This is a genomic window from Kordiimonas lacus (assembly GCF_001550055.1).
Lineage (GTDB): Bacteria > Pseudomonadota > Alphaproteobacteria > Sphingomonadales > Kordiimonadaceae > Kordiimonas > Kordiimonas lacus.
Map to the genome: position 1 here is coordinate 1 of NZ_LRUA01000005.1, position 26382 is coordinate 26382.

Below are 26382 nucleotides of genomic sequence, written 5' to 3' on the forward strand. Positions count from 1 at the left end.
AGGCGTCCGAGGTTGATTTTTTCGGTCAGCTTCAGTTGGACGCCACGGACGTGAGCCCTGCGGGTGCACCGATGTTGTCGGCGGGGGATGTGTTGCGCAGTCTGAAGGCCGGGGTTGGGGTTGAGGTGTCAGACCGGCTGGGCGGTCAGGTGGAACTGGCGATGCCCTCAGGCGGCAACGTCAGCCTGGATGACAGCTACCTGCACTATAGGGTGACGGAAAACACATCGCTGTCGCTTGGTCACTATAAGGTTTATCACACCATGTCTGCAGCCACGAGCGAACGCGATGGCGGCCTGCCGGAACGTAGCATGGTCTCGGACGCCTTTGAGGTAGGTACAGGGGGCCAGCTTGGGGCCTTCCTTCACAGCTACGGCGATAGCTGGAGCCTGCAGACAGGGGTGTCGCTTGATGACCTGAATGAGGATACCGAAGACACCGATGGCTGGGGCCTGCATGTCCGTGCCACCTATGCACCGATCCTGTCAGGCACCAGCTTCCTGCATGTTGGGCTGTCGGTCTATCACCGCAATGAGAAGGATGACATGCTGTCCCTAGCCGCACAGCCAGAAGCCTGGCTGGACGGGGATGACGTGTTCACAAGCAGCCTTACCCCGGCAGACCGGTATCGGCATGCGAATATTGAGGTGGCGGGCTCCCGTGGCCCTTGGCTGATACAGGCCGAATATGGCGGCCTCAGAACAAAGGGCACAGAGACCTACACCTATGATGGTGGCTATGTCGCAGCCAGCTATGTGCTGACGGGGGAGCATCGGCCCTATGACGCTGCATCCGGCACCGTTGCTGCGTTGGTGCCAGCCCAGCCCCTTGGCCACGGCGCAGGTGCGTGGGAGGTGTCCGTGCGCTATAGCCGCCTGGACCTGCAGGACAGGGGGCAGGGCACCTATGGTCATACGTGGGCTGCTTCCCTGAATTGGTACGCGACAGAGAGTTTGCGCCTGATGATTGGCGCTACCGACTTCAGCACCGATGGTGACACACACCAAAGAGGCAACACCTTTGGCATGCGTATGCAAATGGGCTGGTAGTGTGTTTTGGATGCCGCTGTTTGCTGCTGCTTCTACGGCAGGTGCGTGTGATTGTTAAACAAGCTGGGAACAGGAATGTTTAAGGTAGATAAGACGGATATCGCGATATTGGAAGCGATGCAGCGGGATGGCCGTTTGACACGGGTGAAGCTATCGGAAGTGGTTGGCCTGTCCCCTACGCCGTGTCATGAACGACTGAAACGGCTTGAAAAGCAGCGTCTTATTCAAAGTTATCACGCCAAGGTGGATGTGTCACAGTTGGCCAAGGTTACACTTGTGTATGTGACTGTCACGCTGGGCAGCCACAGGGCTGCGGATTTCACCATCTTTGAGCGCAACATAAAACGGTATCCGGAGGTGTTGGAGTGCAATGCCTTGGGGGGCGGTATTGACTATATCCTGAAGGTGGTTGCACACAGCATCGAAGACTATCAGGCCTTTATGGAAGGCCTGCTTGAGAGCAACATCGGCATCCATGAATATTATAGCCATTTTGTCACCAAGCCGGTGAAGGAATACAGTGGCTATCCGCTGACGGAGATCGTGACACTGTAGGCTTGACCTGCCTGTGTCCGTTCAGATCACCTTTCGGAGGCGGGGGCCAACTTCGGTGAACCCATTACGCAGGTAGAAATTCATTGTGCGTTTCCAGGCAGGTTGGGGCGGTGCACCGACTTCGATGCGTTTCCAGTCTCGGTTGGCGGCTTCTGCGACTGCCGCCTTCAGTAGCTGTGGCGCAACACCCTGCGACCGCATTTCAGGCAATACATACAGTTCCGAAATTTCTGCAAATCGACCGCCTGCGTATATGGCCGCACATTCGTTCAGGACCATAACGCCGACAGGTTTTTCGTGTGCATATGCAATCATTGCAATAACACTCGGTTCCTTGAGCACTTTCTCCGTATTTCGAAGGATGACAGCGCTTTCAGGTGGGGTCCCATCAGAAAGTTCTTCCAGTAGTGCATGGACGAAGTGCGCGACCAGGTCTGTGTCTGTGGTTTTGGCTTGGCGAACGGAAATCACTGGCAAGGGTCTTCTCTTTTCTATGTTGGCGCGGAATCAGGAGCTCCCCAAAGGGGGGTATTGTTGTTACCTTCTCATGGAGGTTGGCGCATTGTAAACCAGCGGCACCCAATGAGATTGGGCGCCGCCGGTGAGTTTTTAAGCAACTTTGACACCTTCACGAACCAGGCCATCGGATACTTCATTCAGGCCATCAACGACATTGCGCACAATATGATCCACGTCGCCCTTTGTGGTGATCAGGGGCGGGGCAAACCCGAGGATATCACCATGGGGCATCGCACGAGCGATGATGCCCCGCTTCAGGGCCGCCGCTGACATGCGGGCACCAACCTTGAGGGCAGGGTCAAAACGTTCCTTTTTTCCTCGGTCCGCTACAAACTCGATAGCGCCCAACATGCCTTGGCCGCGGACTTCCCCAACCAGCGGATGCTGGCTGAACGCCTTCCTGAGCTCGGCATTGAAATAGGCGCCAACATCACGGGCATTGGCCACGATATTTTGTTCTTTTAGGACGTTCAGGTTGGCAAGCCCGGCGGCGGCACACAGTGGGTGCGCTGTATAGGTATAGCCATGGCTGAAGGGGCCGAACTTCTCTGAACCTTCTTTCAGCACGTTCCATACTTTGTCGCCAACGATTGACCCAGACAGCGGCAGATAGGCGCTGGTGAGGCCCTTGGCGATGGTTATCAGGTCCGGTTTCATTCCATACAGGTGCGAACCGAAATTCTCTCCCGTGCGTCCGAACCCGCATACAACCTCATCTGCGATCAGCAGGATGTCGTATTTATTGAGAACCGCCTGAATTTCCTGCCAGTAATTTTCTGGAGGAGTGATGATGCCGCCTGTGCCCAGCATGGGTTCTCCGATGAAAGCAGCCACGGTTTCCGGCCCTTCATCCAGGATCATTTTCTCCAGGTCTGCCGCACATTTTTTGGAGAATTCGGTCTCAGTCATGCCCGGCTCGGCTTCGAAATAATGGTGCGGGTTGGTGGTGTGCAAAATGGGGCCGCAAGGCATGTCGAACGCGGTATGATAAAAGGGTAGGCCTGTCATGCTGCCGGAAATGACGGTGGCTCCATGATAGCCGCGCAAGCGGGAGATGATCTTCTTTTTCTCCGGCCGGCCCAGTACATTATTATAGTACCATACGATCTTGGCTTGGGTTTCGTTTGCGTCTGATCCCGACAGGCCATAGAAAACACGTGCCATGCCGGGCCCGTACCAGTTCAGGATTTCTTCCGACAATTTGATTGACGGTTCACTGCCATGACCAGCGTAGGCATGATAGTAGGCCAGTTCCCTTGCTTGCGCTGCGATGGCATCGGCCACTGCTTCGTTGCCGTATCCGATGTTAACGCAGTAAAGGCCCGAGAAAGCATCCACAAGTTCTGTGCCGTCTGTATCGTAAATGCGGATGCCTTTGCCTCTTTTTACCACGCGTGAAGGACTGGCGCCTGTATCATGAGCGGCGAGGTCGGTGAAAGGGTGGACCAGGGTTTTGCGGTCAAGATCGTTGATCGTCGTCATCAGGTATCTCCATTGATTGAGAGCGTTCCGAGAGACAGGGCATCCGCAGATAGGGCACCAAGGCACATGTATTTCATCTCGGTATATTCATCGATGCCGTACCGGCTGCCTTCACGTCCAAGGCCCGACTGTTTGAAGCCTCCGAAGGGTGCCGGGGGGCCGGTAAAGGATGGGGTGTTCATCGCCACCATGCCGTACTGGAGGTGTTCACCAACCTGCCACAAGGTGGCCATGTCCCGGCCATACACATAAGCGGCGAGGCCATACGGAGTGTTGTTCGCGTCGCGGATTGTTTCGCGCAGGTCGGTATAGCGGCTGACCGGCAGGACGGGGCCAAATGTCTCTTCAAGATGAATGGTCATCTCTGGTGTGACATCCAGAAGGGCTGTGGGCGCAAAGAAGGTTGGGCCTTTATCGTTTAGCCGGCATCCGCCACAGCCCAGCCGTGCTCCTTTCGCCACAGCATCCGAGACGTGAGCTTCACATTTGGCCATCGCGTTCGCATGCATGAGTGGGCCAATATCGATACCCCTTTCCATGCCGTTGCCAACCTTAAGTGCAGCAACCCGAACAGTGACCTTTTCACAAAAAGCGTCATACAGGTTATCGGGCACATAGCATTTGTTGACGGCCAAACAGTCCTGCCCGGATGTGGCAAACTTGGCTGCCATTACCCCATCAACGGCTGTGTCCAGGTCTGCGTCGGGCAGGACGATAAAGGGCGCATGACCGCCGAGTTCCATGGAGATTTTCTTTAATGTGTCCATGCTTTGGCGGGCCAACATTTTGCCGATGGCGGTCGATCCCGTGAAACTGAGGGCACGTACTGTGTCACTTTTTGTGAGCATACCCACAATCGGTTCGGGGTCCCCTGTCAGGGTCTGGAAAACGCCGGCAGGTATGCCTGCCTGTTCGGCCAATACCTGTAGCGCAATGGCGGAAAAAGGTGTCTCTGTCGCGGGCCGCACGATCATGCTGCAGCCGGCGGCAAGTGCGGCGCCAGCTTTGCGGGTGATCATGGCAGATGGGAAGTTCCAGGGCGTAATAGCAGCTGTAACACCAATCGGTTGGCGCAAAGTCAGCAGTCGTGCGCCATCCTTGTGTGATGGAATGGTTTCGCCGTAATGGCGCTTTCCTTCCTCAGCGAACCAGTGAAGGAATGAGAGCGCGTAGTCAATCTCACCTTTTGATTCAGAAAAGGGTTTTCCCTGCTCCAGCGTGATGATGGTAGCGAGGTCATTTCTGTTTTCTGCCATCAGGTCAGCCCAACGGTGGAGGATATCCGCCCGCTTGTAAGTCCCCAGCTCTTGCCATGCGGCAAGACTGGTGTCGGCATGGTTGATCGCCTGCACGGTATCATCGGCTGTTTTGTTGGCAACAGTCCCGAGCGTTACACCTGTGGCTGGATCAGTAACATCCAGCCCTTCTTGCGGGGGAGCAAACAGGGGATGATCAAGAAGCGCAGCATTGCGAAGGTGCTGCAGTATATGAGGCGTGTTGGTCATAGGGCTCCATACCGTTTGTGTGAGAATCAAGACACACAAGCAGGCTAACCTCAGGGAGCAGGCGGAATTCTCTGATTACGCCCCATTTTGGCGAATAAACGTATGGAGAAATGACTGGCTGCAGCATAAGTCTGTGCCATTCAAGGAGCGGGGTATCGCTTAGCTTAGGATCGTTGGCAGCCGGTCGTAGGGTCTCGATTGGAAAGATGCAGGTCGTATTCATCCACAGGTCGGCGCGCACCATATCGGGCATATGCAGGTGAGCAGTGGTGGTTTTTTATCTGAAAAACAGCTTCGGGTCAGGTTGGACAATTTAAGTATTTGATTTTATTCGCACCTTCGGGCCCGCCACTCCTCTCTTGTGCATTCTCAGAAATAGCTGGAAATGGACCGGACAGAGTTCACAAGAACTCACCAAGTCTTTTCTGTATGGCTGGCCTTGATAGGTTATATAGCCAAGGTCAGCCCTTCGCCAAAAGTGGCTGATCATTGGGGGTTGGTGCCTGTGACGCATCGGATGGTGCGGCATTGGCGGCTCTGACAGCTCTGTGGTTTCCTGTTTACTCCCCTCTTTTCATTGCAGCGAAAGAGAAGGGGGACTGTATGCGCATTTTGAAATGGATAGGATTAAGCTTTTTAGGGCTTCTGGTGATTGGTGGGGGCTGGACAGCCCTGAACTGGGATCGGGTTGTCCGGCTGGAGGCCACGGTCAACCTATTCCTACCAGACCGGGTGGTGCATAATTTTTCCCATATGGACCACGTGTTCCCTGTCGCGCCGATACGCAAATCCGGTCCGACGATGACCTTCACGGAAAACCTGACGGCCTTGCCGGAACGCTTCTCGTATCAGGGTGAGGGTGTGGACACCGAGGCCTTTCTTGAGCGGCGCGCCACGACCGCACTTTTTGTCCTCAAGGACGATGAAGTCCGATTTGAGCAGTATTATCAAGGCACTACAGGAGACGACTTGCGGGCATCATGGTCGGTGGGCAAGTCGGTTGTGGGCATGCTGATGGGCCACGCTGTAGCCGACGGTCGCATCAATCTGGATGAAACCGTTGATCACTATGTGCCGTCCCTGAAAGGTTCGGGATTTGAAGGGGTTAGAGTTGAGGACGTGTTGCAGATGTCGTCTGGGATTGCCTGGAACGAAGACTATAGTGACTTTAATTCCGACATTAACCGTATGGGCCGCCTGATGGCGCTTGGCGGCTCGCTGGATGAGCTGGCAGCATCGCTCGAGCAGGCACATGAACCCGGTACAAAATGGCGCTATGTCTCCATGAATACACATGTTTTGGGCATGGTGCTGCGCGCAGCGACTGGCCAGACACTGCCGGCCCTGATGGAAAAACACCTGTGGTCAAAAATCGGTGCGGAAGCGGACGGGCACTGGCTGCTGGATGAAAAAGGGGTGGCTTTTGCCCTTGGCGGCATCAGCCTGCGCACCCGTGATTACGCCCGCCTGGGTCGGTTGATGTTGCGGGATGGCAGACAGGGTAGTGACCAATTGGTGCCCGTCGAGTGGGTCAGGGAGTCAATGGTGCCGCACGCCGACCATGTCACACCCGGGCCTGACATCATGGGCTATGGCTATCACTGGTGGTTGGGCCGGTCCGCGCGTAAGGGCGAGTTCCTGGCGATCGGTGTTTACGGCCAATATATTTATGTGAACCAGCCAGAAAACCTGGTGATCGTTAAAAACTCCACCGACCTCGGCTTTATGGACGAACGCGGGTCCATGAGCGAGACGATTGAGTTTTTCCGCGCGGTGGCGGATAAACTTGCGTCGGAAGATGGGGCGGGGGAGGTTGCGGCGGCCCAATAAGGGCCGCCCGTTCGGTTACTGTTCCTTGCGGGTGCCGGTTTGCTGCCAATGGCCCGGGTTGATCACCAGCGTGCCGTCACCCTCAAACCTGAAGGTAAGCGGATAGCGGCCCGGCGCGGTGAAGGCGCCGTCTGACATGGGCAAGAGTTCCGTATCTGCATCATGGGTGATGCCATACACCTTGCGCTTGCCGTTTGCGCGGGCAAACAGCTTGCCGCCATCAGCATGGACCTTCAGGCTGGCGAAGCGACTGAACTGGTATGTACCCGCATAGCCTGCCAGTTGCTCGCCGCTGGGTGTCAGGCCCAAGTCAGGCGTAGTAATCTCGGGTTGTGCAGGCACGCTTGCCAGCAGGGCGTCCCACATTACCTCTGACGCCAGCAGGCCCAGGTCTGGGCCCCAGAAGGCGGGCTCTTCAAGCTCGGCCGTCGAGACAGCATACAGCACATCACCGTCAAACAGGGTGGCGAAGGGTTGGATGCCGCGCGCCATCGATGTGTGAACCTGAACAGCAAGGCGCTTCAGTTCAGCCGGGGTCATTTTCTGATTGGTTACGATCAGGCTGATAGTGGTGTTCTTGGCGCTGGCGCCCGAGGCTTCCTTGCCTTCCCAGTCATTGTCCCGGCTTTTGGGGAAATCGGCCATCAGGTCGGCGATTTTCGCACCACCAGGCCAGGACTCACCCTCATAACAGGCGGCCAGATTGCCGTCGCGGTCAGTAATGGCGCCATACGGGTTGGCCACCACAAAGGCCGCGATCTTGACATCGCCGACCTGACGGAAGGCACCACCCTGACCGGAAAAGGCATTACAGCCAAAAATCCCGCCAGATTTCGCGAACCGGCCGGCCCCCTGCGCCCCCAGCGGGAAAGACCCTGTCTTGGCGGCGCGGTACGCGGCCTGCGCGAGCTTTTTATCCGGGTAAATTTCATTCAGGCGGCGGCTGCCAAAATCAAAGATGATGGAGCCAACCGACATGGCGATGTTGGGCTCCAGGCTGAAGGCATCACCGTCCCGGATGCCGTCATCCTTAAGGGCGGTGGCTACGGCCGTGGTGGCCTCCAGCCCATACCAGGACCCACCCGCGAAGACGATTGTATCCAGTTCGGCCATGTCATAGCCCAGATTCATATAGGGGGCGTTCACGGTGCCCGGCCCGCCGCCACGAACATCAATAGCCACATTGACCTTGCGGTTAAAATGAAAAACCGTCACGCCAGTAGGGCCCTCGACATATTCACCGGTGCCCACTTTCAGAATGGGCCAGTCGAATGTCATTTTATTGTCGCCGGCATTCAAAACCGGCTCCAGCCCGCTTTGGCCATCAACCGGTGCGGCGAATGCAGGCAGGCATAGTACCGTGCTCAGCAGCAGCGCCTTTAGCGCGTGTGATACTTGTTTCTCTCGTTGTTTTGGGGTTCCCGCCATCTGTTTCCTCCGTCGTCCCATATTTTTTGAAAAGCTTCGGCACAGCCTATGGCTTGGCTGGGTCACGCGCAAAGGCGATAACCATGTGCCTTATGGTGCGCCTGATGCACCAAGGCGTTAGCTGGATGGCAGTTCCTTGGCGATGGCGGTGTGCAGCCACGTGCGGAAACGGCGAACGGACGGCAGGTCCCACCTGTCGGCCCGCGCCAGGAACAGATATTTGCCGAGCGTTTTGTCGTTGAATGCCGGAATGCTTTCACCAACGTCAACCAGGCGGCCTTCCTCAATATCGCGCGCGGCAACAATACGGTTGCTGAGGGCAATGCCACGGCCATGTCGGGCAGCATCCATAGTCAAGTGCCCTTGCCATAACAGGGGGCCCGTCAGTTCGCCCTTGGATTTATGGCCGTTTGCCGCCAACCAGTCCTGCCAGTATTCAGAGCTTTCTTCATGCAAAAGCTGGTGATCAGCAAGGTCAGTGGGTTTGGTAATGGGTGGGGCCTTTTCCACATAGTCCGGACTGGCGACACCGATGATCGGCAGGCAAGCAAGTTCAAGCTGCCGGATGCCCTGCGGTATCTGAAAATCGGCACCATATTGCGGCACGAAGCGGATATCGATGTCGGCTTCGTTGGCGGCCAGGTCCGGGCTGGCTTCTGTGGGGCGCACTTCAATTGCCACATTCGGGTAAGCGGCTTCAAAGGCCCCCAGCTTGCCGGTCAGCCAGTGAAACGCCAGCCCGGGCATGCACCATATCTGAAGGGCTTCTTCATCGCTTTGTTTCATCAGGTCAAGCGTGGCATTCGCCAGCGCATCAATGGCCGTTGCAATCTGTTCGTGATACTGCCGCCCCTGATCTGTCAGCGTGACGCCGGTGGGTGTGCGTTCCACCAGCACGGCGCCTGTCCAGGCCTCCATGGTGCGGATATGGCGGCTGATCACCGCGTGGTCCCGCTCCAGCCCCTGTGCGGCCTTGCGAATGCCGCCCAGCCGGGCAACAGCGTCAAAGGCGCGCAATGCCTCAAACGGCGGCAATGCCTTGCGCGAGGGCAATGTTGCCGAAAATCCTTTTGTTTTTGGCTTGTCGGCTGTCATCCCCGCCTCGACTGTGGATATTTCCTGCGTTGCTGCCTGGGGATTCATGACACCAGGCCCCAGGATTTAGAGGGCCTGGGCAGCGCCCTGTCAAGCCTGTCAAAAGTGTGGGTGGATGTTTGGTGACAGGTCATTGGTGTGAAAGCCGCAGATGCCGGGTGAAGGGCTTGTGCAGCAGGAACACAAGAAGCGCGCCAGCGCCTACAATACCCGCATGCATCAACCAGAAACCGGCCTCGGACATGGGCTCGTAAAACCGCCCAAGCCAGCCGCTGGCCATGCCGCCGAAGAAGAGGGACAGATAATAAGCCCCCACCATCATGGCGTTGACAGCTTCTGGTGCCGCGCGCGATACCAGCGCCAGCATGATCGGCCCCACATACAGGAAACCAACAGCACAGATAAAATGGAACACCACGGGCCATATCAGTGATAGTTGCGAGCCGCCTGACAAGGTTTCCCCAGCCGCCAGCCAGACACAGGCGCCAGTAAACACAAGGCAGCCGATGATAATTTTCCTCAGGTCACCGGGTTCCTGCGCCCGGTTACGCTGACGCTGCCAATACCACATCACAAGCGGGGCCAACAGCAGTACAGCAATGGAATCAAGCGCCTGAAACCAGGTAACCGGTACCAGCATATCGAGGATCTCCCGGTCAATACGACCCCTGATCCATAAAGGATAGGTGTTCCAAACCTGTGTCTGCGCTGTCCAGAACAGGGCGGCGATGATGAACAGGGCCAATATGGCCACGATGGTTTTGCCGTCACCGGGCTGCAGCTTGGGCTGATCGCCGTGTTCGATTTTGGCGCTGTCATGGGGTAAGTGATGGCGTCCGGCCAGATAGATGAAAATCCCGACAACCATGCCAATGCCCGCAGCACCAAAGCCATAATGCCAGCCATACAGTTCCCCCAGCGTGCCACATACCAGCGGGGCAACAGCGGCACCCACATTGATTGACATGACATACACCGAGTAGGCCGTGTCGCGACGCTGGTCATCCTTGGCATACAGCCGCCCAACCTGCGCAGCCAGATTGCCCTTGAGGAGGCCGGCGCCCACGATCAGGGCGCTCAGCGCAAACAGGAAAGCGGCTTCGAACGCCATCAGGAAATGGCCCGCCGCCATCATGGCCGCGCCCAAAAGAACAGCCTTCTGTTGGCCCAGGAAACGGTCGCCCAGCCAGCCGCCGATCACCGGCATGAAATAGATCAGCCCGATATACAGGCCAAAAATCTGGGTAGCCATGGCCTGAATGGAAAGCTGGCCGAAAATACCTTCCAGCAACACGCGAAACCCGGCAAAAGCCGCGACATTTTCAATGGTGCCCGGATGCAGGAGATAACTGGCCATATAGAGCACCAGAAGCGCCTGCATGCCGTAAAAGGAAAAGCGTTCCCAGGCCTCGGTGAAAACGATGTAGGCCAGCCCCTTCGGGTGCCCCATGAAGGTGTCCCCGATTACCGGCTTGGCCTTATCGGCGCTGGCGTCTGCTGAAGTCATATTGTCGTGCATCCCACTTCCCCGCCGGTCGTACCCCGGCCTTGTCTGTTTATCGTATCGTTTTCACCACTGCATTGAAAAAGTCATTGTCGAGAATGACTTCAGACCCCAACGGTTTGGCGCGGGCGCTCCAGACCACAATGACAATTCGTTCGGTTGGGTTGATATACATATATTGGCCAAAAATGCCGCGGGCGCTGAAGCCGGGAGCGAAATTGGTGCCCGCGGGCGGATGTACAGGCCACCACATAAAGCCATAATCTAGGTCCTGCCCGTTGATCACGCGGGAGGCCCCGGCCTCGGCTACCCACCAGTCTGGCAGGATGGCTTCTCCGTCGATCACGCCGCCATTCATGATGAAGTGGGCAAAACGGGCATAATCCCTGAGCGTAGCGCTGAGGCCGCTGCCTGCCACCTCAAGGCCGTCCTTGGCCTCCAGCCACCATGTGGCGTCACTTTCCATGCCCAAACGAGACCAGATTTTACGCGACAGATAGTCCGCCAGATATTCGCCTGTGGCGGCCCGCACCAGTTCACCCACCACATGGGTTTCGCCGGTGCTGTAGTTCCAGTGGGTGCCGGGTTCCGCTACGCGGGGCAGAGACGCCATATAGTCCAGAATGGCGCCGGGCTTTTGTGCGATCTGCAATTCCAGCACCTGACGACGTTCTGAATTCGGGTCGGTATGGGTTTCGTCCCAATGCACGCCGGATGTCATCTGCAATAGATGTCGGACGGTGACGCGGTCATAACTGCCGCCCTTCAGGCTGGGCAGATATTTGGTCAGCGGATCATCCAGGCTGGTAATCAGACCGTCCTGCATGGCCGCTCCCACCAGCGTGGTGCTGATGGATTTCACCATGGACATAGACATCCAGCGTGTATCCGGCGTGTTGCCATATTCATATTGCTCAAGCGCGACCTTTTCATCCTTGGTGACCAACAGCGCCGTCACCCGGTTGCGGGAGACATAATCATAAAAATCATAGTCGCCCTGATCGGTCTCAATCGTCATGTCAGCAAGGGGCAGGGGGCGGTATTGCAGCGGCCTGGGCTGCCTGTCACCGCGACCGACCACCCGTGTCGGGAACAGCTTGTCGATATTCCGGAAAGTGTGGATTTGGGTGGTTGGGAACAATCGGCCTGAATAGGCATCGCGCACCGATCCCAGTTCCGGCTGGGCAGCCTGGTCGTCAAATAGCTGCTTAATCGCTTCTGTCACTGTCGCTTCTCCCCTCTCTTGTGGGCATCAGTGTACGGTTGCATAGGTCCCCCTTCGTTGCTGGAACGGCCAATTGTTACCCGCAGTGTAGCGGGGGAAAAGGGCGTGGCGGAAGGTGCCAAGCGGGGAAAGGGTGGTGAGGTGTGCGCACCGGGTGCCACTGGGATCGCACCTTATGCCAGTTGGACCTGCGGGATAAAATGCCTTTCAAGTGATGCAAACATGACAGGGAGAATAAGGCGATGGCATTCTATGTGCGGGGGCTGCTGGTGGCAGGGTTGTTGATGGTGGCAACGGGGGTGAACGGGGCCGATGATACTCTTTATGTATGCGTGGAAGCGGGCGAGGGCTGTGCCTTTAGTGGCGCGACAGCCCTTCAGGATGCCGTTGATGCGGCAACGCCGGGTGCGCGCATTATTGTGCGGGCTGGCCGATACCACCCCCAGGCCCACAGGGATGTCCCTTTCAGTGATGAAGGAGAAAGCCTTTCCGTTCGGGGTTTTGTGGTTCTGGATGGCAAGGACCTGACGATCACCGGTGAATCCGGCGCGGTGATTGACGGCAGCATGGGCCTATATGCTTCGGCTTTTGTGGCGAGAGGTAGCAACCTGCATATTCAAGGCCTTGAAATCATCGGGTTTCGGGCTTTGGAAAAGGAAGACAACATCTATGACGGGCACGGTATCTTCCTGATTGACAGCATGGTGAGCATTGATGATGTCACTATTCAGGATGTTGAGAAAATGGCACTGACTGGCCGTGGCAACAGCCACCTGACGGTGCGGGGCTTGCGCATTCTGGACAGCCATCTGGGCATCTGGCTTGAAGAAGATGCTGTATTGCGGCTTGAGGGCGCCCATGTGGAAAATAGTGAATCCGCAGGTGTTGCGGCCTATGACAGGACACAGACGGTCATCTCAAATTCCCAATTTGTTGGCAACGAGGACGACGGGCTGTATGCCACCGGTGCTGCGCGCATCTGTGTGGAAAACAGCACCATCGCGGGCAACAGGCCTTACGGTGTGCGGGCTGTTGAAAAAGGGCAGATAAGGGTTGGGCGATCGGTGCTGTCTGGCAACGAAAGCACGGCTATTGGTGCGCAGATTCATGTTGATGGCGCGGCCGAATGGCTGTCCTGTCGATGAGGGTTAAAATTAATATTGATAATCAATATTAAAAACTATATTGAAGCGGGCAGGCGGCATGACAGCGGATTGTGTCGCAATTTTTACATGAATATATTCCTCCGGAATACACGCAAAACTAGGCCGGTGACTGATGCGCACCGTTTGTTGCACGATTGGCATCTATTCTTTCGCTGCCCCAGCTTCATACTTTAAAGCGTGAAGAAATTTCAGGTAGTGCCTGGGCGTTAGCCGGGGGAGGTTCTCTGCCTATCTCAGAGGGGAAAAGGAAATGATGAGAGTGTCTGGTAAACTTCTAACAAGCCTGTCGGCGGTTGCGCTTCTGGGCTCTGGCGCGCTGGCGCAGAATGGTGCAGCAAGCAGTGATGACATGCTGTTTGAAGAAATTGTGGTGACCGCGCAGAAGCGTGAGCAACGTCTGATTGACGTGCCCATGGCCATCGCCACTTTAAGCGGCGCTGAGCTGGAAGAGCGTGGCATTGATACCGTGCAGGACCTGTCCTTTGCGGTGCCGGGCTTGACCATGCGGGAAGACGGGCCTGGCAGCTATCAGATCTTTATGCGCGGTATTGCCAACGCCCACGGCGGCGGTGCGCTTGTCAGCGTGTATCAGGATGAAGTGCCCATGGTGCTGACGGGCTATGACGTGCTGCCCACCCGCACGCTGGACCTGGCGCGCGTCGAGGTTCTGAAAGGGCCGCAAGGCACGCTGTATGGCCAGGGGGCCGTGGCAGGTGCGGTGCGTTATATCACCAATGATCCGGACCTTGAGGCCATGAGCGGCAATATGGGGCTGGAACTCACCTCCGTTAAATCGGGTGATATGGGCGTGGATGCCACCGGTGTGGTGAATATTCCCATTGTCAAAGACAAATTCGCGCTGCGGATCGCGGCCAATGTGAAAACAGGCGGTGGCTGGCAGGACCAGCCTGAAGCCGGCATCAAGAACGGCAACGATGAAGAGCTGACGAACCTGCGTGTGAAGGCCCGCTGGAAGCCGACTGATGCGCTGGACATGACGGCAACCTTCGTGTCCTACCACGCGGAATATGAGCTGGGGCAGGGCTTCGAGCAGCCTGACCGGACTGTGTTTGTTGCGATCGACGCGTCTAAAACCCTGATCCCTAAAATCTGGGATTATGAGCTTTATAACCTGGAGATCTCCTACGATCTCGGCTTTGCCAATCTCCTTAGTTCCACCAGCTACACGGACCAGTATCACCAATATCCATTCGCCTATTTTGGGGGGCCGGAAACCATTTATGAAGGCATTCTGGCAGGCAACGACAACCGCTATAATCCGGGTAACCAGTTCTCGCAGGAAGTGCGCCTGACATCCACAGGCGACGGCCCGCTGCAGTGGACAATCGGTGGCTTCTATACCGATATGGAACGGTCGCTGACCGCCTATTTCGAGTATGATTACGCCGGTTTCGTGGTGGCGGATCAGGAATATTACTCTGCCAACACGTCTGAATCCTTCTCGGTCTTCGGTGATGTTTCCTACCAGCTGACCGACGCGCTGCAGATTGGTGCGGGCATCCGCTATTTCGAGGATGACCAGACGGAAACCAACGGTTTCGCACCCAATGCGACCGTGCAGGAAGGTACGTTCGATTCGGTCGATCCGCGCTTTTACCTGAGTTATGCGCTCAGTGATAACACCAATATCTATGCCAGCGTGGCCAAAGGTTTCCGCAGCGGCGGCTTCAACTCGGCAGGCCTGCCGGAATATGACCCGGAAAGCCTGTGGAGTTATGAGCTGGGCGTGAAAGGCAGCGCAGCGGGCGGTGCCCTCTATTACGATATCGCGGCCTATTATACCGAATATACAGACATGCTGCGGCGTGGCCTGGTGTTCCTGGGCGGTGATCTGGGCTTCCAGTCGCTGATCAGCAACGTCGGTGCCGCCGAGGTGCGCGGTATTGAGGCCAGTCTGGCCTGGAAGATGACCGACGCCCTGACTTTCAGCGCGTCAGGCACCGTGATTGATGCGGAAGTGACCGAAATCAACGCGGATGACACCGCGAATGTGGTGGGTGACCCGATCGACTATGTGCCAGATTTCAGCCTGACGCTGGGTGCGAGTTATGACTTCAGCTGGTCAGACAGTATGCCGGGTTTCTTCCGGGTGGATTATAGCTACCGGGATCGCATGCCCTATGTGGACCTCACGAGCTTCCCGGCTGAAAACACGCCACAGCTTTCTGACAAGATCGGCCTTCTGGACGCACGCCTTGGTCTGACACGGGGCAACGTGACGGTTGAGCTGTTCGCACAGAACCTGACCAACGTGAACAAATATATCGACCCGTATCACGGCTGGAACAACGCCAACCGCACCCGCCCACGGACAGTTGGTGTGAAGGTAGGCTTCGACTTTTAATTCCCTAAGCCACCGCTGCTTCTCCTCCCTTCCCAGAACCCCTTGCGGCGGTGGTTCCCTTTTCGCCAGCGGCTTCGGCGGCTGGCTTTTTTCTGGAGGATGCCAGTGAAAAAACGCATTCGAAAAACCCACCGGGCAATCAGCCTTGCCGTCGCGGCCTTCTGGCTTGTGCAGGTGCTGACAGGGGTGACCCTGCAGTTTCATCAGGAAATTGACAGCCTGACGCTGCCAGACGCAGAATACTCTCTGGACTTTGACGCCATTGACGGGAGCCTCGCCAATATGCTGGCGGGCCGACCTGGCAGCAGGGTTCCGTTTGCGTATGTGGCAAACGGGTCATTTGGGGCATTTGATGCCTATGTGGTAGACGCGAGCGGTAGCTATAGCGTCTTGCGCATTGATGGGCAGGGTATGGTCCACCGGGAATTGCCCTCCAACCCCGAGATTTTGGACGCTGGCTTGTTTGAGCTGGTGCTGGAACTGCATGCCAAACTGTGGGCTGGTGATCTTGGCCACATCATCGTGGGCGTCAGCGGGTTTCTTCTGTTTACCAACATGATGCTGGGGCTAAAGCTGGCGTGGCCCAAACGTGGCACCTGGAAGAAGGCGGTGTCGTGGCCTCGGGTGACAACAGGGCCAGCGGGTATGTACGGCTTTCACCGGGCGCTGGGTCTGGCCTTCATTGTGCCGGCTACGCTGTTTGTCGGGGCTGGCGTGCTGTTGGCGTGGGAAGACCAGCTGGCTGTGCCATTTGGTGCGCCCCAGCCCGCACCAGAGGTGGCGGCTGTGCCCAATCTGAACGCTGTCGGCCTGGCGAAGGCAGTAGCCGCCGCGCAGGACCGGTTCCCGCAGGCCAAAGTGTCCATGTTCACCTTGCCGAGCAGCACAAAACCCTATTACCGCATTCGCTTGCTGCAGGCGGGGGAACTGCGCCGCCTGTACGGTGAAACCACTGTCTATGTAGATGCGCAGGACGGCAAAGTGTTGAAAGCTTATGACGCGTTGGCGTTACCCGTTGGGCAGCGCTTCCTGAATAGCTTCTATGGCATTCATACCGGTGGAACATTTGGGCTTATCGGGCGGTTGCTGTCAATCATCACAGGCCTGTGGCTTTTGGCCATGATGGTATTTGGCCTGCGCCTTTGGTGGCTTCGCCGCTAAGGCTTTTTCTTGCGTAGGCCCAAGATGGCATACCGCCCCAACCGCCAGCACAGGTAGGTGATCAATAGCCCTACGGCGAACACGTAAAACTGGCTCCAGCCGCCCAGAATGCGCCCACTGTGGATGGGTAACTGGGCGGCAGTGAAGATTTCACCCGCGGTGCCTTCTCTCGGTGTGCGGGCCCGCAAAAGCCGCCCATCGTCGGCGCTGATAAAAGCCCAGTCATTGCCCATGCCTTGCGGGTCCCTGACGCCATACCCAAACCCATAGAAGTTATAGATGCCGCTATAAAACAGCTCTCCCGGCGGGGTTGCCCAGCCGTTTTCCTTGCCAAGCGTTATGGCATTGTCATAGGCGTCGCGATAGGACATGGCGCGTGTGCCCAGGTCGGTGGCGCCCTTGGTAGCATATTCGCCATAAATTGTTGGTTTGACGGGGGAGAACCAGTTCACCACCGGGCGGAACAATTCATCATTCAAATTCATGGCGACGCTGCTGAGGGCAAGCGGCGTCATCATAAGGGCTGTTGTGGCCATCCACTTGGTGTGGGTCGTTTGGCGTCGCATCAGTGCCCATGCACCTGCGGCAACAAGGCCAAGGCACCATATGATGGCAACACCGCCGGTGATGTAAAGGCCCCAAACGCTAGGCAGCATCAGTGTGCGGTGCAGTTCATAAGTGAAATTCATCAGGTTCTCGGGTTCAAAACAGCAGGCACCCCAAGTGCGTCCGCCTACAATTTCTGCCGTGACAGGGTCCATGTAATAATAGGTGTGGGGCAGGTTGGCGTACGTTTGGGTGGCGCTGTTAAAGGCGGGCTCTACCGCCATCATCACACTGCGCCCATTGGCCTTGCGCTGTTCCATATACCAGACGCGCGCTCCGGGTATCTGGCTTTCAAGGGCACTGATCAGGTCAGCGGGGTGTTGGGCCCCGCCGCGTGTGGGCATGTTGTAAAACTGCGGGTTCAGCCATTCATCCAGTTCATAATAATAGGCTTGCATGGCGCCCGTGACGGCAAGTACGCCAAGAAGCACCGCGTATGTCAGCAAACCAATGTATCCCAGTGTGCGGGCGGCTGATGTCGGTTTTACACGCATGATATTTCCCCTTTTCCCGTTCAGTGAACGGTAAGGGATGCCGCGCAGGGCGCACAGGTGTTAAGAAAGGGGGGGGCGGTGCCGGTGGTGCACCGGGGGCACCCGGCTGTGCCCTTTTGGCGTCTGGACCTAGGGTGCTCTTCAGGCGATCATGGGGCCAAATGGACATGACAGGGGAAGATATATGAGCGGGAAAGCAATCCTTATCGCGGGCGCGATGCTGGTCTTGGCTACAAGCGCAGAACAAGGGTGGGCGGCTGATAGTTGGGATGTTGAAAATACCGGCCAACCAGCCAAAAAAGTCAGCTTCACGCTTGAAGAAGGCACCTGGATGAGCGTGGATGTCAGCCCGGACGGTAAAACGCTGGTGTTTGACCTGCTGGGGGATCTGTACACCATGCCCGCGACAGGCGGCAAGGCAACCGCCATCACTCAGGGGCCCGCCATTGACCGCACGCCGTCCTTCAGCCCCGACGGCAGTCGTATCCTCTATATGAGCGACAGAAGCGGGTTCGAGAATATCTGGACCATTGGCGCGCATGGCAGCAATCCCCGCATGATTACGGACGAAAGCACAAATGTGCTGGCGAACCCCGTTTGGTCAGCAGATGGCAGCTATATTGCAACGGCCAGCATGGTCAATACATTCGCGACCCAGCGGGAAAGCGAAATCCGGCTGTATCATGTCTCGGGCGGCAGCGGCACAACGCTGGTGGACGTGCCGGAAAACCGGCGCGACGTGCAGGAACCTGATTTCTCCCCTGACGGCAAATACCTCTATTACACCAAACGGCTGGAGGACCATCACATCGTGGTGGTGGCCAACCATGTGAACTATGGCGTCATGCGGCGGGATATGGAAACCGGCGAAACCGTCGAACTGGTAAAAGGCTTCGGCAGCGCCCTGTCACCGCAGGTGTCGCCCGACGGTAAAACCCTGGCGTTTGTGCGCCGGGTGAAAGACAAGACAGTGCTTTTCGCGCTCGATCTTGAAACCGGTCAACAACAGCCGGTGTATGATGAACTGGCGCGGGACCAGCAGGCGGACTTCTACCAGCAGGGTGTTTATTACCCCGGTTTTGACTGGTTCCCGGATGGTGAACATGTGGCCATATGGGGCAAGGGTAAGCTCTTTAAGGTCAATATGAAAACTGGTGCTGTCACGCCCATCCCGTTTGAGGCAGAAAGCAGCCATACGATCATTACGCCTCCGAAATTTTTTGATCCGCTGGTACCTGAGGCTGTGGATGTAAAATCCGCGCAAACACTGAAGGTATCCCCGGACGGCAGCAGGGCGGTTTTTCATGCGCTGGGGCATCTGTGGGTGAAGAGGTTGCCAGATGGCATGCCCACACGGCTGACGTCCGCCACAGCGTTTGAATTTGAACCGGCCTATTCGGCGGATGGCAAAAAGCTGGCCTATGTGGCGTGGGACGACGAAAAGGGCAGCCAGTTGATGGTTGCCGATGCGTCAGGGAAGCGGGCCCGCAACCTGGCGGCCAGCCGCGGTGCCATTCGCACGCCGGTGTTTTCCCCAGATGGACGGGAACTGGCCTTTGTGATCGATGAAGGGGGGAAAAGCCTGGGTGGCTACCGCGGTAAGGCGGGCCTCTACCGCGTTGCCGTAAGGGGCGGTGATCCAGTGCGTATTGGTGATGCGGCCATCAGTCCACAGTATGCCGCCAGTGGCGACCGGCTGTATTTTGTGCGCCCGGCGGGCCGCGACAAGGAACTGGTCAGCGTGAATCTGAACGGGTTTGATGCGCGCGTACATGCCATTGCCAAAACCGCTGACCGGTCGGACATCCGTCTTTCGCCTGACGGTAATTGGGTCGCTTTCAAGGAAAACCACCAATATTTCGTGATGCCCTATGTGGAAACCGGGCAGGTGACCGAACTGTCTTCCGCTAACAGCAGTATGCCGGTGACAAAGCTGACAGAAACAAGCGGATATGGCATTAGTTGGGCTACGGATTCCGAGAGCCTTTATTGGACGCTGGGCAGCGATATCTTTCGCGCCGACGTTCAAAACGGGTTGAAGCCAACCCACATGGCAAACCTTTCCCTTTCCGTTCCCGCCGACAAACCGGAAGGGCTGGTGGCCTTTACGGGCGGGCGTGTGATTACCATGAGGGGCGATGACGTGATCGCAGTAGGCACGGTGCTGGTGGAAGGTAACCTGATCAAGGCCGTTGGCCCGGTGGACGCTGTTGATATCCCGGACGGTACGCACATCGTTGATACCACCGGCAAAACCGTGATGCCGGGGCTTGTAGACATGCATGGCCATATCGCCTGTTGTTATTATGGCGGGCTGATGCCGCAAAAGCATCCAAGCCATTATGCGGCTGCGGCCTTTGGCGTCACCACCAATTATGACCCCTACACCGACGAGCTGACAGCCTATGCCGCCACTGAAATGCAGCAGGCGGGCAAGCTGGTGGGGCCACGCTTCATTTCCACAGGCAAGGTCATCTATGGCCGATCCGGCAAGGGGGACGGCACTTTTGTGCCGCTCGAAACCTACGATGATGCGCTGAACACCATGGACCGCAAGCGGGCCTTGGGTGGGCGCATTTTGAAAAGCTATAAACAGCCATCCCGGCGTGCGCGTCAGCAGCTTGTGAAGGCAGGGCGTGAAAAGGGCCTGATGATTGATGCTGAAGGCGAAAGCCAGTTCTATCTGGATATCAGCGTGTTTCTGGATGGCCATATGGCGCTTGAGCACAATATCCCGGTGGCCACCTATTATGACGATATCGTCCAGCTTGCGGCGGCCTCTGGTGTGGCCAACACGCCGACGCTGAATGTCACCTTTGGGGAAATGATGGGCGAAAGTTATCTGTATGAAACCACGCGGGCGTGGGAAAACCCCAAGATTCAGGCCTATGTGCAGGAAACCACCTCTGGCTATAGCGCCATTCCGACACCCTATTCAGCGCCGGTGCATGTGCGCAGCATGACGACCATGAAGGCCGCGCCTGAACTGTGGGATGTTGGCTTCCGGTCTGTCAGTCGGTCCACCAAAAAGCTGGACGATGCCGGGGTGATCATCAACTCCGGGTCACACGGGCAGGTCTTTGGCCTGGCCCTGCACTGGGAGATGTGGTCAATGGCTGCCGGGGGTATGACCCCGCACCGTGTACTGAGGACCGCGACCATCAATGGCGCCAAAACACTGGGGCTAGATCACGAGATCGGATCGCTGGAAGTTGGCAAGTTGGCGGACATTATTGTCATGGACAAGAACCCGCTTGAGGATATTCACAACAGCGACAGTGTCTCGTTGACCATGGTGAACGGCCGCCTGTATGACAGTCTGACGATGAATGAAATCGGCAACTATGACCGGCCGCGCAACAAGTTCTATTGGGAGCTTCCGGATTATAACGGCATCGACTGGAACGAGGCCTGGGCCGGGCAATAGGCCGGTTTGGCAAACTGATGAGAGGGCGGTGATCAGATGTCACCGCCCTTGTCATATTAGGCGTCTCTTGCAGCCTGTTGCAAATGGCTATCCTGCCAGAATGTCAATGCAGGAGGCTGGATGATGACTGAGGCTGATACACCGCTTTTCAAATCGTGGGATAATGCAGGGCAGGATATTTTTGTGCCAGAACATTACGCCATGCAGGGCGAAGGGGCGCTGTATGCCTTCATTGCAGCCAACCCGGTGGGGCAGGTGTTCACAGCCCACGACGGCAATCAGCAAGTCACCGCGGCGCCTATTATTCGCGCCCAGCGGCTGGATGTCGACAGGCCGCTACTGGCCGGGCATATGGCAGTTCGGAACCCCCAATGTGATGCTATTATTGCCGGCGCCTCGGCGCTTGTCAGTTTTTCAACCGGTGGGGCCTATATCTCCCCGCGCTGGTTCAGGAAGAATGTCGTGGCCCCAACCTGGAGCTATGTGTCGGTGCAGGTGCGTGGGCGGCTGAAGCTGCTGCCTGAGCCTGACTGCGCGCTGGATGTGCTCGACCGCACTGTGGCCCATATGGAGGCATTGGCCCCCTGCCGCGAAGGGGAGCGGCCATGGTCGATGGACGCGCTGACACCTGAACAGATGAAGCGCTATGTGCCCATGGTGATGGCCTTCCATTTGGAGGTGGAGGCGATTGAGGGCATCTGTCGGCTCAACCAGGAAAAAGACCGCGCCGACATGGAAAGCATCATTGACGGCCTGCGGGGACAAGGTGCGCCGGGGGCGCAGCATATTGCGCGGCTGATGCAAGCGAACTTGGACACGCTTTAGGGGCAGGACGGTGCGTCCGGCACACCGGCATGCGTGTGCTTCGCACCTTCCGCGTGACGGGCCGCATTTCATATCATTTCAAACAAGGACAAAGCCATGTGGGGTGCACACCCGAGGCATGGCAGCGAGAACAACAGAACAAGGAGGGCACAATGGCTGCAGTAGAACGAGGTACCGATGAATGGCAGAAACTGGATGTTGCGCATCACCTGCATCCCTTCACCGACCCGAAGTATTTTGACACCAAGGGCCCACTTGTAGTGACCCACGCAGACGGCGTTTACATTACAGACTCATCGGGCCGCAAGATACTCGATGGCATGGCCGGGCTTTGGTGCGTGAATGTAGGCTACGGGCGGCAGGAACTGATTGATGCCGCACACGCGCAGATGCAGAAACTGGCCTACTATAATGTGTTTTTTCAAAGCGCCACACCGCCACAGATTGAACTGTCGCGCGTGCTGTCGGAAATCACGCCGGGGGATTTGAACCACTTTTTTTTCACCAATTCGGGGTCTGAAGCCAATGACACCATCATCCGCATGGTGCGCCATTTCTGGGAAGTGGAAGGCCAGCCGGACAAGCAGATTTTCATCGGTCGCAACCTTGGCTATCACGGCAGCACGCTTGCAGCCACCAGCCTGGGCGGCATGGCGGCGATGCACGGCATGGGCAAGTCATTGCTGCCGGGGTTTGAGCACATCATGCACCCGCACTGGTACGCCGAGGGCGGCGATTTGAGCGAAGCCGAATTTGGCCTGAAGGCAGCCCAGGCACTTGAAGACAAGATCCTTGAGCTGGGACCAGAGAATGTCGCGGCCTTTGTGGGTGAACCCATCCAGGGTGCGGGCGGGGTGATTGACCCGCCAGCCACTTACTGGCCGGAAATCCAGCGCATCTGCCGCAAGTATGATGTGCTGCTGGTGGCGGACGAGGTGATTTGCGGTTTTGGCCGATTGGGCCATTGGTTCGGCTGTGAAGCCTATGGTATCCAGCCAGACCTGATGCCCATGGCGAAGGGGTTGTCGTCTGGCTATCTACCGATTGCTGCAGTGGCCTACAGTGGCCGAGTACATAAAACCCTGCAGGAAGGCGGGCTGTTTTCCCACGGCTATACCTATTCCGGCCATCCTGTGTCCTGTGCCGTGGCACTTGCCAACATCCAGTTGATAAAAGACGAAAATCTCATCCAGACCGTGCATGACGATACGGCCCCATACTTCCGTAAAACACTGACCGATGCGGTGGCGGATCATCCGCTGGTGGGGGAAGTGCGCGGCGCGGGCCTGTTGGCGGGTATCCAGCTTGTGAAAGACAAGGCCACAAAAACACTGTTTGAGGAAGATCTCGCCGTGGCCGTGAAATGCCGGGACCACTGTTTGAACAATGGGCTGATCATGCGTGCTGTCGGGCAATCAATGGTGGCAAGCCCGCCGCTGACCATCACCCGCGCGCAAATTGACGAACTGGTGGAAAAGGCGGTGAAAAGCCTGGATCAGACCGCCGCAGACGTTGGGGTTATGTGACATGGCAGCACCAGCAGATGGAACCGTCCCAATGTCTCGTGCGTCCTGGCCGCAGTTTATCACGGACGTATTTGACCATGCTGCGCCGGTGGGCGCGAGCACTTTTGATGTAAAGAACCCGGCCACGGGCGCCGTGCTGGGCACGGTTGCCGATATGACGGCAGCAGACGCCCGTCAGGCTGTGGCAGACGCGCGTGGCGCCTTCAAGGCCTGGAGCCAGGAAACCGCAAAAAGCCGGACCGCGGCCATGATGGCGTGGCACGACCTGATCGTGGCCCATGTGGACGAGCTGGCGCAGCTGCTGACCCTTGAAATGGGCAAGCCGCTCATGGAAGCCAAAGGGGAGATCCTGCACGGGGCGTCCTATATCACCTGGTTTGCGGAAGAAGCCAAACGGCTTTATGGCGACATTATCCCCACCAATGCCCCGGGTCGGCGGCTGATGGTGGTCAAGCAACCCATCGGGGTTGTGGCGGCGATCACACCCTGGAATTTCCCCAGTGCCATGATCATGCGCAAGGTGGCGCCAGCGATTGCGGCGGGCTGCACCGTCGTGATCAAGCCGGCGGAAGATACGCCGCTGTCTGCAGTGGCGCTTGTGCTGCTGGCAAAACGGGCGGGCTTGCCCGATGATGTGATCAAGCTGGTGACCTGCAGCCAGCCGGCCGAGGTGGCGAAAGCGCTGACGGACCACCCGGATGTGCGCAAGCTGTCTTTCACGGGTTCAACCCGCGTGGGCAAACTGTTGATGCGGAACTGTGCCAACACGGTCAAGAAAGTGTCGCTTGAGCTTGGCGGTAACGCCCCCTTTATCGTGTTTGACGATGCCGATCTTGATCAGGCGGCCGACGCCGCCATGCTGGCCAAATTCAGGAATGCCGGGCAAACCTGCATCAGTGCTAACCGCTTTCTGGTGCAGATCGGTGTTTATGAGGCTTTCGCCGCCAAGTTGGAGGCCAGGGTTGCGGCCCTCACGTTGGGGGATGGCATGGCGCCTGAGACAACCGTGGGCCCGCTGATTAATGATGGTGCGGTCTCGAAGGTGGAATCCCTTGTGCGGCACGCGGCGGCTTGCGGTGCCGAGGTGCGCACCGGAGGGTATGCTGTGGACGGGCAGGGCACCTTCTTTCCGCCCACCATCCTGACCGGCGGCACGCCCGACCTGACGATCGCGGACACCGAAATTTTTGGCCCCGTTGCTGCGCTTTACCGGTTCAAGGACGAGGATGAGGCCGTTCGCGTGGCCAATGACACACCCTACGGCCTGGCGTCCTACGTGTTCACACAGGATATGGGGCGTATCTGGCGCGTCAGCGAAGCGCTTGAATACGGCATGGTGGCGGTGAACGAAGGCACCGTGTCCAGCGAGGCCGCGCCCTTTGGGGGCGTCAAGGAATCCGGTATTGGGCGCGAGGGCTCCCGCTATGGCCTCGATGAGTTTGTCGAGATTAAATATATCGGCATCGGCGGTCTGAACAGGTAACGGCAGCCGGGTTTTTCTTATGCGTTTTCCGACAGAGAAGAAAGTCAGCGCTTGCGCGCTTTGTGGGTGTCTGACGCTTGCGGCGGGTGAAGCTAAGGCGTCCGAGGTTGATTTTTTCGGTCAGCTTCAGTTGGACGCCACGGACGTGAGCCCTGCGGGTGCACCGATGTTGTCGGCGGGGGATGTGTTGCGCAGTCTGAAGGCCGGGGTTGGGGTTGAGGTGTCAGACCGGCTGGGCGGTCAGGTGGAACTGGCGATGCCCTCAGGCGGCAACGTCAGCCTGGATGACAGCTACCTGCACTATAGGGTGACGGAAAACACATCGCTGTCGCTTGGTCACTATAAGGTTTATCACACCATGTCTGCAGCCACGAGCGAACGCGATGGCGGCCTGCCGGAACGTAGCATGGTCTCGGACGCCTTTGAGGTAGGTACAGGGGGCCAGCTTGGGGCCTTCCTTCACAGCTACGGCGATAGCTGGAGCCTGCAGACAGGGGTGTCGCTTGATGACCTGAATGAGGATACCGAAGACACCGATGGCTGGGGCCTGCATGTCCGTGCCACCTATGCACCGATCCTGTCAGGCACCAGCTTCCTGCATGTTGGGCTGTCGGTCTATCACCGCAATGAGAAGGATGACATGCTGTCCCTAGCCGCACAGCCAGAAGCCTGGCTGGACGGGGATGACGTGTTCACAAGCAGCCTTACCCCGGCAGACCGGTATCGGCATGCGAATATTGAGGTGGCGGGCTCCCGTGGCCCTTGGCTGATACAGGCCGAATATGGCGGCCTCAGAACAAAGGGCACAGAGACCTACACCTATGATGGTGGCTATGTCGCAGCCAGCTATGTGCTGACGGGGGAGCATCGGCCCTATGACGCTGCATCCGGCACCGTTGCTGCGTTGGTGCCAGCCCAGCCCCTTGGCCACGGCGCAGGTGCGTGGGAGGTGTCCGTGCGCTATAGCCGCCTGGACCTGCAGGACAGGGGGCAGGGCACCTATGGTCATACGTGGGCTGCTTCCCTGAATTGGTACGCGACAGAGAGTTTGCGCCTGATGATTGGCGCTACCGACTTCAGCACCGATGGTGACACACACCAAAGAGGCAACACCTTTGGCATGCGTATGCAAATGGG

General features: G+C 57.5%; 19 protein-coding genes. 11 read left to right on the plus strand and 8 right to left on the minus strand.

From position 1 onward, the window contains the following. Both KORLAC_RS08055 and KORLAC_RS08060 read left to right on the plus strand, forming a co-directional pair. A partial coding sequence (locus tag KORLAC_RS08055) for an OprO/OprP family phosphate-selective porin (RefSeq protein WP_068305289.1) occupies positions 1-1049 on the plus strand: 1049 nt, incomplete at its 5' end. Positions 1050-1124: 75 nt separating this feature from the next. Continuing rightward, complete coding sequence (locus tag KORLAC_RS08060; protein WP_068305291.1) at positions 1125-1604, plus strand: Lrp/AsnC family transcriptional regulator; 480 nt, start codon at positions 1125-1127, stop codon at positions 1602-1604. A gap of 21 nt (positions 1605-1625) precedes the next feature. On the opposite strand, the gene KORLAC_RS18990 is transcribed toward KORLAC_RS08060, so the two are convergent. From KORLAC_RS18990 to KORLAC_RS08075, 3 genes are all read right to left on the minus strand, one after another. Then, positions 1626-2075 (minus strand): GNAT family N-acetyltransferase, encoded by a 450-nt coding sequence (locus KORLAC_RS18990; RefSeq protein ID WP_338151966.1) that lies wholly within the window; start codon positions 2073-2075, stop codon positions 1626-1628. 138 nt (positions 2076-2213) lie between these two features. Then, a complete protein-coding gene (locus KORLAC_RS08070; protein ID WP_068305296.1) occupies positions 2214-3605 on the minus strand; it encodes an aminotransferase in 1392 nt (463 codons plus the stop codon). After that, positions 3605-5110 carry an NAD-dependent succinate-semialdehyde dehydrogenase gene (locus tag KORLAC_RS08075; protein ID WP_068305298.1) on the minus strand — a complete coding sequence of 502 codons (1506 nt, stop codon included), beginning with the start codon at positions 5108-5110 and terminating at the stop codon, positions 3605-3607. Before KORLAC_RS08075 ends, KORLAC_RS08070 begins: the two co-directional genes overlap by 1 nt. Before the next feature lie 603 nt (positions 5111-5713). On the opposite strand from KORLAC_RS08075, the gene KORLAC_RS08080 reads away from it, so the two are divergent. After that, positions 5714-6940, plus strand: coding sequence for a serine hydrolase domain-containing protein (locus tag KORLAC_RS08080; RefSeq protein ID WP_068305299.1), 1227 nt, complete (start codon positions 5714-5716; stop codon positions 6938-6940). 15 nt (positions 6941-6955) lie between these two features. Here the strand turns inward: KORLAC_RS08080 and KORLAC_RS08085 are convergent, their stop codons facing one another. The 4 genes from KORLAC_RS08085 to KORLAC_RS08100 all read right to left on the minus strand — a co-directional run bounded on the left by KORLAC_RS08085 (position 6956) and on the right by KORLAC_RS08100 (position 12192). After that, positions 6956-8368: a P1 family peptidase gene (locus KORLAC_RS08085; protein WP_068305300.1), complete on the minus strand. Its 1413-nt coding sequence runs from the start codon at positions 8366-8368 to the stop codon at positions 6956-6958. Positions 8369-8485: 117 nt separating this feature from the next. Continuing rightward, positions 8486-9511 carry a LysR substrate-binding domain-containing protein gene (locus KORLAC_RS08090; RefSeq protein ID WP_241493388.1) on the minus strand — a complete coding sequence of 342 codons (1026 nt, stop codon included), beginning with the start codon at positions 9509-9511 and terminating at the stop codon, positions 8486-8488. A gap of 82 nt (positions 9512-9593) precedes the next feature. After that, a complete protein-coding gene (locus KORLAC_RS08095) occupies positions 9594-10982 on the minus strand; it encodes a peptide MFS transporter (RefSeq protein ID WP_068305302.1) in 1389 nt (462 codons plus the stop codon). A gap of 37 nt (positions 10983-11019) precedes the next feature. Next, positions 11020-12192 carry a serine hydrolase domain-containing protein gene (locus tag KORLAC_RS08100; RefSeq protein ID WP_068305304.1) on the minus strand — a complete coding sequence of 391 codons (1173 nt, stop codon included), beginning with the start codon at positions 12190-12192 and terminating at the stop codon, positions 11020-11022. 242 nt (positions 12193-12434) lie between these two features. On the opposite strand from KORLAC_RS08100, the gene KORLAC_RS08105 reads away from it, so the two are divergent. The 3 genes from KORLAC_RS08105 (at position 12435) to KORLAC_RS08115 (ending at position 16884) form a co-directional block, all read left to right on the plus strand. Continuing rightward, positions 12435-13337, plus strand: a complete 903-nt coding sequence (locus KORLAC_RS08105; protein WP_068305305.1) for a right-handed parallel beta-helix repeat-containing protein — start codon at positions 12435-12437, stop codon at positions 13335-13337. A gap of 280 nt (positions 13338-13617) precedes the next feature. Next, entirely contained in the window at positions 13618-15723 is a 2106-nt protein-coding gene (locus tag KORLAC_RS08110) for a TonB-dependent receptor (protein ID WP_420913273.1), read from the plus strand. A 105-nt stretch (positions 15724-15828) separates the two neighbouring features. Further along, positions 15829-16884, plus strand: coding sequence for a PepSY-associated TM helix domain-containing protein (locus KORLAC_RS08115; RefSeq protein WP_068305309.1), 1056 nt, complete (start codon positions 15829-15831; stop codon positions 16882-16884). Here the strand turns inward: KORLAC_RS08115 and KORLAC_RS08120 are convergent. After that, entirely contained in the window at positions 16881-17984 is a 1104-nt protein-coding gene (locus tag KORLAC_RS08120) for a PepSY-associated TM helix domain-containing protein (RefSeq protein ID WP_068305310.1), read from the minus strand. The two genes, KORLAC_RS08115 and KORLAC_RS08120, sit on opposite strands and share 4 nt — an antisense overlap. 184 nt (positions 17985-18168) lie before the next feature. Between KORLAC_RS08120 and KORLAC_RS08125 the strand changes: the two genes are divergently transcribed. From KORLAC_RS08125 to KORLAC_RS08145, 5 genes are all read left to right on the plus strand, one after another. Continuing rightward, on the plus strand, positions 18169-21411 hold the full coding sequence (locus tag KORLAC_RS08125) for an amidohydrolase family protein (RefSeq protein WP_068305312.1): 3243 nt from the start codon (positions 18169-18171) through the stop codon (positions 21409-21411). Positions 21412-21531: 120 nt separating this feature from the next. Continuing rightward, positions 21532-22236, plus strand: coding sequence for an FMN-binding negative transcriptional regulator (locus KORLAC_RS08130; protein WP_068305314.1), 705 nt, complete (start codon positions 21532-21534; stop codon positions 22234-22236). Positions 22237-22388: 152 nt separating this feature from the next. Continuing rightward, positions 22389-23762 (plus strand): aspartate aminotransferase family protein, encoded by a 1374-nt coding sequence (locus tag KORLAC_RS08135; protein ID WP_068305320.1) that lies wholly within the window; start codon positions 22389-22391, stop codon positions 23760-23762. 1 nt (position 23763) lies between these two features. After that, entirely contained in the window at positions 23764-25245 is a 1482-nt protein-coding gene (locus KORLAC_RS08140; protein ID WP_241493389.1) for an NAD-dependent succinate-semialdehyde dehydrogenase, read from the plus strand. Between the two features lie 19 nt (positions 25246-25264). Next, a partial coding sequence (locus tag KORLAC_RS08145; RefSeq protein WP_068305316.1) for an OprO/OprP family phosphate-selective porin occupies positions 25265-26382 on the plus strand: 1118 nt, incomplete at its 3' end.

Bases quoted from the DNA above. Each gene is read 5' to 3' on its own strand.
- KORLAC_RS08060 (WP_068305291.1), top strand. From the start codon at position 1,125: ATGTTTAAGGTAGATAAGACGGATATCGCGATATTGGAAGCGATGCAG.
- KORLAC_RS08070 (WP_068305296.1), bottom strand. From the start codon at position 3,605: ATGACGACGATCAACGATCTTGACCGCAAAACCCTGGTCCACCCTTTC.
- KORLAC_RS08075 (WP_068305298.1), bottom strand. From the start codon at position 5,110: ATGACCAACACGCCTCATATACTGCAGCACCTTCGCAATGCTGCGCTT.
- KORLAC_RS08080 (WP_068305299.1), top strand. From the start codon at position 5,714: ATGCGCATTTTGAAATGGATAGGATTAAGCTTTTTAGGGCTTCTGGTG.
- KORLAC_RS08085 (WP_068305300.1), bottom strand. From the start codon at position 8,368: ATGGCGGGAACCCCAAAACAACGAGAGAAACAAGTATCACACGCGCTA.
- KORLAC_RS08090 (WP_241493388.1), bottom strand. From the start codon at position 9,511: ATGAATCCCCAGGCAGCAACGCAGGAAATATCCACAGTCGAGGCGGGG.
- KORLAC_RS08095 (WP_068305302.1), bottom strand. From the start codon at position 10,982: ATGCACGACAATATGACTTCAGCAGACGCCAGCGCCGATAAGGCCAAG.
- KORLAC_RS08105 (WP_068305305.1), top strand. From the start codon at position 12,435: ATGGCATTCTATGTGCGGGGGCTGCTGGTGGCAGGGTTGTTGATGGTG.
- KORLAC_RS08120 (WP_068305310.1), bottom strand. From the start codon at position 17,984: ATGCGTGTAAAACCGACATCAGCCGCCCGCACACTGGGATACATTGGT.
- KORLAC_RS08125 (WP_068305312.1), top strand. From the start codon at position 18,169: ATGAGCGGGAAAGCAATCCTTATCGCGGGCGCGATGCTGGTCTTGGCT.
- KORLAC_RS08130 (WP_068305314.1), top strand. From the start codon at position 21,532: ATGATGACTGAGGCTGATACACCGCTTTTCAAATCGTGGGATAATGCA.
- KORLAC_RS08135 (WP_068305320.1), top strand. From the start codon at position 22,389: ATGGCTGCAGTAGAACGAGGTACCGATGAATGGCAGAAACTGGATGTT.
- KORLAC_RS08140 (WP_241493389.1), top strand. From the start codon at position 23,764: ATGGCAGCACCAGCAGATGGAACCGTCCCAATGTCTCGTGCGTCCTGG.